General features: G+C 35.1%; 10 protein-coding genes and 1 riboswitch. Of the genes, 2 read left to right on the top strand and 8 right to left on the bottom strand.

Annotation, left to right across the window (positions count from 1 at the left end; genetic code table 11):
- Positions 1-24 precede the first annotated feature (24 nt).
- Both pta and FUA22_RS01290 read left to right on the top strand, forming a co-directional pair.
- Complete coding sequence (gene pta / locus FUA22_RS01295) at positions 25-2,115, top strand: phosphate acetyltransferase (RefSeq protein WP_147765809.1); 2,091 nt, start codon at positions 25-27, stop codon at positions 2,113-2,115.
- A gap of 3 nt (positions 2,116-2,118) precedes the next feature.
- Positions 2,119-3,306 carry an acetate/propionate family kinase gene (locus FUA22_RS01290; RefSeq protein WP_147765807.1) on the top strand — a complete coding sequence of 396 codons (1,188 nt, stop codon included), beginning with the start codon at positions 2,119-2,121 and terminating at the stop codon, positions 3,304-3,306.
- On the opposite strand, the gene FUA22_RS01285 is transcribed toward FUA22_RS01290, so the two are convergent.
- The 8 genes from FUA22_RS01285 to epsC form a co-directional block, all read right to left on the bottom strand.
- Entirely contained in the window at positions 3,292-4,038 is a 747-nt protein-coding gene (locus tag FUA22_RS01285; RefSeq protein WP_147765805.1) for a head GIN domain-containing protein, read from the bottom strand. The two genes, FUA22_RS01290 and FUA22_RS01285, sit on opposite strands and share 15 nt — an antisense overlap.
- On the bottom strand, positions 4,039-4,470 hold the full coding sequence (locus FUA22_RS01280) for a VOC family protein (RefSeq protein WP_147765803.1): 432 nt from the start codon (positions 4,468-4,470) through the stop codon (positions 4,039-4,041). It abuts the gene before it with no gap.
- Positions 4,471-4,480: 10 nt separating this feature from the next.
- Complete coding sequence (locus FUA22_RS01275) at positions 4,481-5,578, bottom strand: acyloxyacyl hydrolase (protein WP_147765801.1); 1,098 nt, start codon at positions 5,576-5,578, stop codon at positions 4,481-4,483.
- A gap of 12 nt (positions 5,579-5,590) precedes the next feature.
- Positions 5,591-6,547, bottom strand: coding sequence for a methylenetetrahydrofolate reductase [NAD(P)H] (gene metF, locus FUA22_RS01270; RefSeq protein WP_147765799.1), 957 nt, complete (start codon positions 6,545-6,547; stop codon positions 5,591-5,593).
- 110 nt (positions 6,548-6,657) lie between these two features.
- Complete coding sequence (metH, locus tag FUA22_RS01265; RefSeq protein WP_147765797.1) at positions 6,658-9,330, bottom strand: methionine synthase; 2,673 nt, start codon at positions 9,328-9,330, stop codon at positions 6,658-6,660.
- Between the two features lie 15 nt (positions 9,331-9,345).
- On the bottom strand, positions 9,346-10,353 hold the full coding sequence (locus FUA22_RS01260; protein ID WP_147765795.1) for a homocysteine S-methyltransferase family protein: 1,008 nt from the start codon (positions 10,351-10,353) through the stop codon (positions 9,346-9,348).
- A gap of 49 nt (positions 10,354-10,402) precedes the next feature.
- A riboswitch (SAM riboswitch) is annotated at positions 10,403-10,537 on the bottom strand.
- 71 nt (positions 10,538-10,608) lie between these two features.
- Entirely contained in the window at positions 10,609-11,499 is an 891-nt protein-coding gene (gene cysM, locus FUA22_RS01255; protein WP_147765793.1) for a cysteine synthase CysM, read from the bottom strand.
- Positions 11,486-12,226 (bottom strand): serine O-acetyltransferase EpsC, encoded by a 741-nt coding sequence (epsC, locus tag FUA22_RS01250; protein ID WP_147765791.1) that lies wholly within the window; start codon positions 12,224-12,226, stop codon positions 11,486-11,488. The genes cysM and epsC overlap by 14 nt, the downstream gene beginning before the upstream one ends.
- Positions 12,227-12,344: the final 118 nt, after the last annotated feature.

Here is a 12,344-nt window from a genome sequence, read left to right as displayed (position 1 = left end):
TTTGTGGAAGAATAAACAGGTATAATGAGCAAAGGAATTTATGTCGCTACTATTGAACCCAATAGCGGCAAATCAGTGGTTGTTCTTGGTCTAATGCGCATGCTATTAGGGAAGACAGCCAAAGTGGGTTATTTCAGACCAATTATTGAAGATCTTGAAGAAGGCGAGATGGACAATCACATTAATACCGTGATTTCACATTTCGACATTGACATCAATTACAAGAAAACCTTCGCCTTCACAAGAAGTCAGGTTTTAGACTTATACAATGAAGGAAAATCAGGAGAAGTTATTGATGAAATAATCAAAAAGTATAAACGCCTAGAAGAACGCTTTGATATGGTTTTGGTTGAGGGAACAGATTTCTCTCATGAAAATTCTAGTTTAGAACTTGACATAAATTTATTAATATCTAAAAACCTAGGGTTACCAGTAATCATAGTGTTACATGGTGATGGTAAAAAGAAAAAGGAAATTATAGATAGTGCCCAATTAGCGCATGATACTTTTAAGGAAGAAGTTGATGTACTTTCTATGATGATTAACAAGGTAGACGAGGAACTTCTTGACTGTTTAAAACCTAAATTAAGCAAACGTATTAACAGCGATACCGATATCACTGTTATTCCTAAAATAAGAAATTTAGCAAGCCCTACTTTAAAGGAAATTGTTAAAGCACTAGATGCAAAAGTGTTGTTTGGTAAAAGTATGCTAAACAATCAAGTTGAGCATTTTGGTGTTGGAACTATGCAGCTTAGAAATTACCTAACCAAACTTAGAGAAGGAGCATTGGTAATCACTTCGGGTGACAGAGCAGATATTATTCTTGGAGCATTACAAGCTCATGCTTCAAAAAATTACCCGAAAATATCGGGTATTGTTTTAACAGGTGGTTTACTTCCTGAAAATTCAATTTTAAAACTAATAGAAGGCCTTTCTAGTGTTGTTCCTGTTATTAGTGTAAATGGTGGAACATTTTCAGTGGCTAATGACATTGGAAAAGTAAAATCTAGAATTTATGCTGAAAATTCAGAAAAAATAAGAACCTCGATTTCTACCTTTGAAAATCATGTTGACACTGATAAATTAGCAGATCGATTAATCACTTTCCAATCTGATATATTCACTCCAAGAATGTTCCAGTACAACTTGTTACAAAGTGCCCTTAAAGACAAAAAACATATTGTACTACCAGAAGGCTATGACGAACGTGTACTAAGAGCCACAGCTAGGTTAGTAAATACCCAAGTAGTTAACATTACTTTAATTGGTGAACGAGAAAAAATACAAGCACGCATTGAACAATATGATATTCCATTAGACTTGAATGATGTTAATACTGTATTCCCGATACATTCACCTCTTTTTGATGATTATGTTGATGCACTTTATGAGTTAAGAAAACATAAGGGTATAAATAGGCAAATGGCAGAGGATATGATTGCAGATGTATCATATTTTGGAACCATGATGATTCACAAAGGACATGCGGATGGAATGGTGTCTGGAGCTGCTCATACAACTCAACACACCTTACGTCCAGCCTTACAATTTATTAAAACAAAACCTGGTGTTAATATAGTGTCTTCAGTTTTCTTTATGTGTTTAGAAGATCGCGTTTCTATTTTTGGAGATTGTGCAATTAACCCTAATCCAAATGCAGAACAATTAGCTGAAATAGCAATCTCTTCTGCCCAAACTGCAAAGAACTTTGGGGTTGAGCCAAAAGTAGCTATGTTATCATATTCATCTGGTGCATCAGGAAAAGGTGAAGATGTTGACAAAGTTCGTAAAGCAACGGAAATAGCTAAATCTATAGCTCCTAATTTGAAAATTGAAGGACCAATTCAATATGATGCTGCCGTAGATAAGCGTATTGGTAAAAGTAAATTACCAGACTCTGAAGTCGCAGGTGAAGCAAGTGTACTAATTTTCCCAGATTTAAATACTGGTAATAACACATATAAAGCTGTACAACGTGAAACGGGAGCATTAGCTATTGGCCCTATGTTACAAGGATTAAACAAACCTGTTAACGATTTAAGTAGAGGATGTACCTCTGATGATATTTATAGCACTGTAATTATTACTGCCATTCAAGCCCAAGACCTATAAACTATGCAAGTATTAGTATTAAATTCCGGAAGTTCATCATTAAAGTTTCAACTTTTTTCAATGCCGGAAGAAACAATTATTTGTTCTGGACAAATTGAACGTATTGGATTTGAAGACGCCATTTTTAAATTCAAAACGAATGTAGATAGCATAGAATATATTACCCCAGTAGCAAACCACAAACAAGGTTTAGAACTAGTGGCCGAACAACTTTTAGATGAAAATACAGGTGTCATTAAATCACCAGATGATATAAGTATTGTAGGACATAGAGTTGTTCATGGTGGAAAGTTTTTTAGTAACACAACTGTTATCACTGCCGAAGTAAAAGACAAAATAAAAGCTTTATCCTCTTTAGCACCTTTACATAATCCTCCAAATTTAGAAGGTATTGAGGTAGCTGAAGAGATATTTAAAAACGCAAAACAAGTAGCTGTTTTTGACACCGCTTTCCATCAATCAATTCCTGAACGTGCGTATAAATATGCCATTCCTAATGAGTATTTAGAAAAACATCATATTCGTTTATATGGTTTCCATGGAACAAGCCACAAATATGTTTCTGAAAAGGCAAATGAGTATTTAGAAAAACCAGATTCTAAAATTATTACCATTCACTTAGGAAATGGTTGTAGTATGACTGCTATAAAAAATGGAAAAAGTATTGATCATACTTTAGGGTTCTCACCTGTAAGTGGATTAATAATGGGAACACGTTCTGGTGATGTAGATCCTGCCATAATATTTCACTTAGCCGAACGTCATGGTTTTAAACTAAAGGACATTAATAACATGCTTCAAAAGCAAAGTGGTATGTTAGGATTAACAGGTTTTAGTGATTTACGTGAAATTCAGCAAGAAGCTCAAAAAGGGAATAAAAATTGTATACTAGCTTTAGAAATGAATGCTTACCGTATTAAAAAATATATTGGTAGTTATGCTGCCATAATGAATGGTTTGGATGCTATTGTATTTACTGCCGGTATAGGCGAAAATTCAGATGTAATGCGTAAACGTGTTTGTACTGATTTAGAGTATTTAGGAATTAACCTTGATGATGCTAAAAACAGTATTAGATCTAATAATATTAGAGAAATCAACACGGATAATTCTCCAGTTAAAATATTGGTGATTCCAACAAATGAAGAGTTGGAAATAGCCAAACAGTCCGTTGCTTTATTCGAAAATTAGACGCCCTTTATACAATTCTTCAATATCAATAATTGCTGGCGTATTTACCGCAATAACATTGCCAGTGCTTGAAATGATTCCCTTAATCTCTTGTTGAGGGTTTACAATCATATCGTTTGAACTTCTATTCCAAAGTTGAACTTTTTGAGCTACTAAATTCCGGCCTTCGAAGCGACTATTCCCAGCGGCGAACGACACATGCAAATTATTTGTACTTCCACTTATAAAGCAATTAGACAAATTATTAAAGACCAACCTAAACGTATTATTATCAACTTGCATTCTAAAATTTCCAACAATAAAAGTATCGGGAGCACCAAAATCTTCTGATAACACCGTTAAACTTGGATAGGTTAAAACCCCATCAGAACTAATATCATATTGGGTTGAACTTCTAATTTCAGTAATGTTTGGAGATGTAATGTAGACCTTTGTTATTCCGTAATCACGCACATAATTACAGAGATTATTATCCGTTAGTATTAGTTTCCCGCCTATAACTTCTACTGTAACATCATTCATTAAATTCTTGCCTGTTTCAACAACAACTTTTTGGGCTACACCGTCTTTTATAATGAGTTCAATATCTCTATTTACTAATATTTTATCAAAAGAGTCCACGGTGATTTCTTGCTGAATAATAGTTCCCGTTTTTTGAAAACAATCATTGGCATTTTCACTATCACAAGCAAAAATTAAAAACGTAAAAACTGTAAATCTTAGAATTTTCATTTATTCAGATTCTTCTATAGTATTGCCTTTTTCATCTATAGCTAAAAATGGATTAAAAGCTATTTCCCAAAGATTATCATCCATATCAGCTACATAACTACTATAGCCTCCCCAGAGTGCTTCTTCAGGTCTTTTAACAATCTTGACACCCTTAAGTTCTAAAGTTTCAATTAACTCATCAACTTCTTCTTTAGTTCTAGTATTATAGGCCAAAGTAAATCCTTTAAACCCACTACCCTCATGACTTACAGTAGCATCCTCTGCTAGTTTTTCTCTTGAATAAAGCGACAAAAGCATACCATTAAGCTGAAAAAACTTTATGTCATCGTTGCTAGATTTCATTTTCTTCCAACCGAATTTATTCTCGTAAAAATCAGAAGCTAAATCTAGATTTTTTACACCTAATCCAACTATTGTTAATCTTTGTTCCATAAGCATTGCTTTATAATCTTACCCCTATTCCTAATTCAACTGCTTCAGCTTTAAACCCATGTGATTTTAGAGTCAATGCAGCAAACCACTTATCATTAAAATAGCGTTTCATTCCAACCCTAACATAAGTTCGTCCTTCAAAATCAAACGGATAATAAACATAATACCCCAATTGGGTCACTAAACTTGTTCTATTCATAAACAATTCATGACCCGCAAAAACTCCAATTCGTTTATGATCTTCTTCTCCAGAAACATCTTCTTCATCAAATGCCACCGACTTATAGTTAATATACTCCTTTAAAAAATTAGAAAAGAACACATCTGTACCAAACTGCAAAGCACTTTTTCTATTAATCCGTTTATCTGCATAGGCAGATACGATGTACATAGCAAATTGTCCGCTATTAATGATATCACTTTCATTGTAACCTGTTCTGAATGCAAAATTATACTTTATAGGTTCTGTAAATCTTCTGTCATCATCAGCAAGTGTATCTTGATATTCAGGATCTGAATCCTCCAAACTATAAGTTACCCCCAAATTCAAAGTCATGGAATTTATGCTCGTATTTGGTGCCTTTACATTAGCATTAGAATAATGAATAAGAGACATACCTCCTTGCAACCCAAACCTACCAAAAATGCGTTCCATTTTATAATTGAGCATCACATAGGTACTACTCATTAAACGTGTTCCGAAAGCAATATTTCTGTAGTTATCCTCCTTATGATACGGATTAGTAGTATAGGTTAAACCTTGACCAACTCTCATCATCAAAATTCTATTAAAAAAGTAGAAATTATAATGTGCGTATAGCGAATAGTTATTGCCTAAAACCTCATTTTTTAAATCCTGATAAGCAAATGAAACCCCATAATCAGGATAATTGTAACGTTGCTCCCAGTCTTTAAAACCAAAGGTTTTCTTATTCCAACTAAGAATAACACCCTCAGGATGCCCCTGAATTAAATGAAGAATATCATTATTGTGAAGCGATATATTACCTTTAAAATAATTGACATCAAAATAAGATGCATACTGTTTTTCTTGAGCAAACGAAATGCCACAAACAACAATTAAAACGTAGGTTAAAAACAGCCTCATCAATGGGATTGCTTAAAACATTGCCGAAGCAATAGCATGTATGTTATCACTTTTTCCCATAGAATAATAATGCAGTACCGGAACACCGGCTTCTTTTAATTCTTTTGATTGCTGAATTGCAAACTCTATACCTACTTGTCTCACCGCTTTGTTGTCTTTACAATCTTCAACGGCATCAATCAAATCTTGCGGTAAATCAATCTTAAACACCTGCGGTAATAATTGCAAATGACGTTTTACGGCTATAGGTTTTATACCAGGAATAATAGGTACATTTATTCCCATTTCTTTTGCCTTCTCAACAAACTCAAAATACTTGCTGTTATCAAAAAACATTTGCGTCACTACATAATCTGCACCCCGATCTACTTTCTCCTTCAAGCGTTTTAAATCTGTAACCAAAGATGGAGCCTCCATGTGCTTTTCAGGATATCCTGCCACACCAATACAAAAATCAGAATGATGTTCAACATCCACATCATCATGCAAATATAGCCCACGATTTAGTTTAGCAATCTGTTCTACCAACTCGCTAGCAAAAGCATTTCCACCTTTAACAGGCTTAAAATAAGCTTCATCTTTCATTGAATCACCACGTAAAGCCATGACATTATCTAAACCTAAATAATGACAATCTACCAACACGTATTCAGTTTCCTCTTTTGTAAAACCACCACATAATAAATGCGGAATAGCATCGACATTATATTTATGCATAATTGAAGCACAAATCCCTACAGTTCCTGGGCGCATACGTGTAATCCGCTTATCTAAAAGCCCATTTCCTTTATCAATATAAACATACTCCTCTCTTGACGTAGTCACATCAATAAAAGGTGGATTAAACTCCATTAACGGGTCTATATTATTGTATAAATCCTGAATATTCTTCCCCTTCTTTGGCGGAATCACTTCAAACGAAAACAATGTCTTTCCGTTCGCTTCTTTTATATGGTCAGTTACTTTCATTTATGCTGAATTTAATTCAGTTTTTCTTTTTTTATCTTTTTTTTAGGCGTTACCCTATCGGGTCGCGCTTTCCGCATTACACGGTAACTTGCTTCAATCGCTAACGCAGGTTATTCTGCTAAATTTGGGTGCAACCACTTTCTGGCTACATCTTTGGTAATGCCTTTCCTTGTTGCATAATCAGTTAATTGATCATCGGTAATTTTACCTAAGCCAAAATATTTAGCTTCTGGATTTGCAAAATAGTATCCAGATACTGCTGCCGCTGGCCACATAGCCAAACTTTCAGTAAGTGTTACTCCAATAATCTTTTCAACTTCCAACAGTTCCCAAATAGTTTCTTTCTCTAAATGGTCTGGGCAAGCCGGATAACCCGGAGCCGGACGAATACCTTTATAAGTTTCTTTTATCAACTCGTCATTTGTTAAATCTTCATTTTTAACGTATCCCCAATGTTTAGTCCTTACTTGTTTATGTAAATACTCAGCAAATGCTTCAGCAAACCTATCGGCAATGGCCTGTGCCATAATAGCGCTGTAATCATCATCTTTAGCCTTATAAGCATCTGCTAATTCTTGCGCTCCAAAAATGGCTACACAAAAGGCCCCCATATAATCGGTTTTCCCAGTATCTTCAGGTGCTATAAAATCAGACAAAGCATGATTAGGAACTCCTTCACGTTTCTTTAATTGCTGGCGCAAAGTTCTAAAAACAGCTATTTCTTGGCCTTTCTTTTTAACCGAAATATCATCTTCATTTACAGTATTAGCTTCAAACAATCCAAAAACAGCTTTTGGTTTTAATAATTGTTTCGCTACAACCTCTTGAATCATAGCCTGAGCATCTTCATATAAATGTGTAGCTTGTTCGCCAACAACCTCGTCTTTCAAAATATTTGGAAACTTACCATGTAAATCCCAACTTCTAAAAAACGGACTCCAATCTATATAAGGCAATAATTCTTTTAAACTTAACTGCTTCAACATTTGAACACCCATTTCTTTTGGCTTCACAATTTCTGATGTATCCCAATCAATTTTAAACTTGCGTTCTCTGGCTTCTTTTATAGTGATATACGATTTCTCTTTACCTCGTTTTAAAAACTTAGTTCTGAATTCATCATAATCTTTTTTCATTTTCGCCACATACTCATGCGCTGTTTTTTTATTCAATAAGTCGCCAACTACAGTTACAGCTCTAGATGCATCATTAACATGCACCACAGCATTTTTATATTGCGTATCAATCTTAACTGCCGTGTGTGCTTTTGATGTGGTTGCCCCGCCAATAAGTAATGGCACTTCAAAGTTTTTGCTTTGCATTTCTTTTGCCAAATACACCATCTCGTCTAAAGACGGCGTAATTAAACCAGATAACCCAATAGCATCAACACGTTCACTGATGGCAGTTTCTATAATTTTTTCTGGCGGCACCATAACACCTAAATCAACAATTTCATAATTGTTACAGGCCAACACCACACTCACAATATTTTTACCAATATCGTGCACATCACCTTTTACAGTTGCCATTAATATTTTACCAACTGGCTCAGATTTATCTGATTTTTCAGCTTCAATAAATGGATTTAAATAAGCCACTGCCTTTTTCATCACCCGGGCAGATTTTACCACCTGTGGGAGAAACATTTTGCCAGCACCAAATAAATCACCAACCACATTCATTCCAATCATTAAATGACCTTCAATAACTTCGATTGGTTTGGACGCTTCTTGTCTTGCCTGCTCCACATCTTCAACAATAAAAGCATCAATACCTTTTACTAGAGCATGTGTAATTCTATCTTGAACAGATCCTTCTCGCCAGGATAAATCGACCGTTTTTTCAGCTTTTGAACCTTTTACGGTTTCAGCAAATTCTAACAACCGTTCTGTAGCATCATCACGTCTATCTAAAATAACATCTTCTACATGTTCTAATAAATCCTTTGGAATATCGTCATAAACTTCCAACATGGTTGGGTTTACAATTCCCATATTCATGCCTGCTTGAATTGCGTGATATAAGAATACAGAATGCATAGCTTCGCGGACACCATTATTTCCTCTAAAAGAAAATGACACGTTACTAACACCACCACTAACACTTGCATTGGTTAAATTTTGTCTCACCCAACGTGTGGCTTCAATAAAATCTATAGCATTTTTTCTATGTTCCTCCATTCCTGTTGCCACCGGAAAAACATTCAAATCAAAAATAATATCTTCTGAAGGAAAGCCAACCTCATCTACCAAAATACGGTAGGAACGTTCAGCTATTTCTATTCTACGATCATAATTATCGGCTTGTCCAACTTCATCAAAAGCCATCACAATAACAGCAGCTCCGTAACGCTTTATCTGTTTTGCTTCCCAGATAAATTTCTCCTCGCCTTCTTTAAGCGAAATAGAATTTACCACACCTTTACCTTGTACCACTTGTAGTCCAGCTTCAATGATTTCCCATTTAGAGCTATCAATCATTATAGGCACACGACAAATATCTGGTTCAGCTGCAATTAAGTTTAAAAACTTAACCATGGCTTCTTTACCATCAATTAAACCATCGTCCATATTGATATCAATGATCTGCGCACCTCCATCAACCTGATGTCGGGCTATATCCAAAGCTTCATCAAATTGTTCTTCTTTTATCAAACGTAAAAATTTACGAGAACCAGCAACATTAGTACGTTCACCAATATTGATAAAGTTGCTATTCTCGTTCAGAATCAGTGGCTCTAATCCTGATAACTTCATGTATTTTGTTTGCTTAACCTTCATTGAATTATATTGATGTTATACTGATATTAATTCAGCATGACGACGAGGCTTATATTTAGCTGCAATATTAGCAATTGCCCTTATATGATCTGGACTAGTACCGCAACAACCTCCAATAATATTTATTAAATTCTTTTTCAAATACTCCTCAATTTGAGCTCCCATTTCTTCAGGAGTTTCATCATATTCCCCAAAAGCATTAGGTAAACCTGCATTAGGATGCGCTGACACAGCAAAATCAGTCTTTCCTGCAATGGCTTCTAAATGTGGTTGCAACAAATTAGCTCCCAAAGCACAATTGAACCCAACCGATAATAACGGAATATGCGATACTGAAATTAAAAATGCCTCGGCGGTTTGACCTGATAAGGTACGACCACTAGCATCTGTAATGGTGCCACTTAACATTACTGGCATATCTATTCCACGCTCATCTTTAACTTCTTCAATAGCAAATAATGCAGCCTTCGCGTTAAGTGTATCAAACACTGTTTCAACCAATAACAGATCAACACCTCCATCAACCAACGCCTCTGCTTGTTGTTTATAAGCAATACGCAATTCATCAAAAGTCACAGCGCGATATCCAGGATCATTCACATCTGGCGACATACTAGCCGTTCGGTTTGTAGGCCCCATTGAACCTGCGACAAAACGCGGTTTATGTGGTTCATTCTCTGTAAACTCATCGGCTACTTCTTTAGCTATTCTCGCCGACTCGTAATTTAGCTCATATACCAAATCTTCCATTTGATAATCTGCCATAGCTATCGTAGTCCCTGAAAACGTATTGGTTTCAATGATATCTGCTCCGGCCTCAAAATATTTACCATGAATGGTTTTAATAGCTTCAGGCTGTGTAATAGACAGCAAGTCATTATTTCCCTGTAACGGAGTAGGATAATCTTTAAAGCGTTCACCTCTAAAATCATCTTCAGTGAATTTATAGGCTTGCAGCATAGTACCCATAGCACCATCTAAAACCAAAATTCGCTCCTTTAAAGCTTTATATATGTTTGACATTTTGATATTACTTTTTTGTAACATCATCAAGAAAAGTAAAAAATACTATTCGTTATCTGTCTGATTGATTCCTGAGACACTGAAATAAATTCAGGACAAGCAGTAGAACGTAGCACCTTCTTTACAAGCTAAAGGGTTGCCAAGGTTTCTTTGGGTCTAATCCCTCTACCTTTCTTGATAACACTAACACGTTAATGAACTGGTTGACAAAAATAGGAACTATAATTTTGTTATCCTATTTAATTTAAATCTCTATTATTCAAACAAATCTGATGATAAATAACGGTCTCCTCTGTCGCATATAACAGCAACAATTACTCCTTTATCAATTGATTCTGAAACTTTTAAGGCACAATACACAGAGCCACCACTACTCATTCCTGCAAAAACACCTGCTTCCTTGGCTAATTTTTGAGTGGTCTCCTTAGCATCGGCTTCCGTTACCTCAATAACTTGGTCTACCTTTGATCTATCAAAGAATTTAGGTACATATTCTTCTGGCCATTTTCTAATTCCTGGAATCCTTGAATTATCATCAGGTTGGGCTCCTACAATGGTAACGTTCTTATTTTGTTCTTTTAAAAACGTTGAAACACCCATTATGGTTCCGGTGGTTCCCATGGCCGACACAAAATGTGTTATTTCACCATTGGTAGCTTCCCATATTTCAGGACCAGTTGTTTTATAATGTGCCATCCAGTTATCATTATTTTCAAACTGATTTAACAAGGCATACCCTTTTTCATCTCGGAGTTTGAAAGCTAAATCTCTTGAGCCTTCAATCCCAATTTCAGAGGAAGTCAAAATAACTTCCGAACCATAAGCACGCATTGTCTTAACTCGTTCTTCAGTGGAGTTCTCTGGCATAATCAACACCATATTTACGCCTAAAAGTTTAGCTATAAACGCTAGAGCAATTCCGGTATTACCACTAGTTGCTTCAACTAGAGTTCCCCCTTTTTTAATATCTCCGCGCTTCAAAGCCTCATTTATCATATTGAAAGCAGGCCTGTCTTTAACACTTCCTCCCGGGTTATTCCCTTCAAGTTTTAAAAATAGTTTTACTCCTTCTTTTGCCACCAAATGACTGGCATCAACTAATGGGGTATTGCCAATAAAATCTATAACTGTTTTACCGTATGCCATTCTTTTTAGGTCTTATTTTAATTTCTGTTTGATAAGTTACCAGTGAGTTTTCCGGAACAGATTGGGTAATCCAAACATTCGCACCAATTATACTATTTGCTCCAATAATAATGTCTCCACCTAAAATAGTAGCATTTGCATAAATACACACATTATCCTCAATAGTTGGATGACGCTTTATTGATGCCAAACTTTTAGCTACCGAAATACCACCAAGTGTTACACCTTGATAAATCTTAACATCCTTTCCTATAATAGATGTTTCACCAATAACAATACCTGTTCCGTGGTCAATATAAAATGATTCGTCAATGGTTGCTCCTGGGTGAATATCTATACCTGTAATACCATGAATGTATTCACTCATCATCCTTGGTAAAATATGAACATTTAATTTATAAAGTGCATGACTTAATCTATAAATTGAAATAGCGTGAAACCCTGGATACGCCATATAGATTTCATCTAAACTATGTGAAGCTGGATCATTTTTCTCAAAAGCAATGGCATCTAAATCTAGTTTTCTTCTTATTTCGGGAAGTTCTGATTTAAATGAATTCCAAATTTCTTGACCCTGATTAATCTCTAATTTTGATAATATTTTTAAAAAGGTTTTCTCCAAATACTCCTTATGAGCCTCTTCATGCTCACAATCAAACAAAGAATAAAACAGTCTTTTTGTGAATGTTTTTACCGTATCCTTTAAGCATACATTATAACTTTTCATCTTTATAATTACTTTATAATAACTTGAATTCTTAAAAGTAAAACTTATCCTTTAATCTTGTCTTAAATAATTACTAAATCCTGCAGAGTTTCTTAAGAGACTTTACAGGACTTTATAA

Origin of the sequence: Seonamhaeicola maritimus, assembly GCF_008056315.1 — a bacterium.
Lineage (GTDB): Bacteria > Bacteroidota > Bacteroidia > Flavobacteriales > Flavobacteriaceae > Seonamhaeicola > Seonamhaeicola maritimus.
This window is presented reverse-complemented; position numbering and strand designations above follow the sequence as displayed.

What these genes read in the sequence shown, in the direction of transcription:
- pta (WP_147765809.1), top strand. Translation starts at nt 25, where the DNA reads ATGAGCAAAGGAATTTATGTCGCTACTATTGAACCCAATAGCGGCAAA.
- FUA22_RS01290 (WP_147765807.1), top strand. Translation starts at nt 2,119, where the DNA reads ATGCAAGTATTAGTATTAAATTCCGGAAGTTCATCATTAAAGTTTCAA.
- FUA22_RS01285 (WP_147765805.1), bottom strand. Translation starts at nt 4,038, where the DNA reads ATGAAAATTCTAAGATTTACAGTTTTTACGTTTTTAATTTTTGCTTGT.
- FUA22_RS01280 (WP_147765803.1), bottom strand. Translation starts at nt 4,470, where the DNA reads ATGGAACAAAGATTAACAATAGTTGGATTAGGTGTAAAAAATCTAGAT.
- FUA22_RS01275 (WP_147765801.1), bottom strand. Translation starts at nt 5,578, where the DNA reads ATGAGGCTGTTTTTAACCTACGTTTTAATTGTTGTTTGTGGCATTTCG.
- metF (WP_147765799.1), bottom strand. Translation starts at nt 6,547, where the DNA reads ATGAAAGTAACTGACCATATAAAAGAAGCGAACGGAAAGACATTGTTT.
- metH (WP_147765797.1), bottom strand. Translation starts at nt 9,330, where the DNA reads ATGAAGGTTAAGCAAACAAAATACATGAAGTTATCAGGATTAGAGCCA.
- FUA22_RS01260 (WP_147765795.1), bottom strand. Translation starts at nt 10,353, where the DNA reads ATGTCAAACATATATAAAGCTTTAAAGGAGCGAATTTTGGTTTTAGAT.
- cysM (WP_147765793.1), bottom strand. Translation starts at nt 11,499, where the DNA reads ATGGCATACGGTAAAACAGTTATAGATTTTATTGGCAATACCCCATTA.
- epsC (WP_147765791.1), bottom strand. Translation starts at nt 12,226, where the DNA reads ATGAAAAGTTATAATGTATGCTTAAAGGATACGGTAAAAACATTCACA.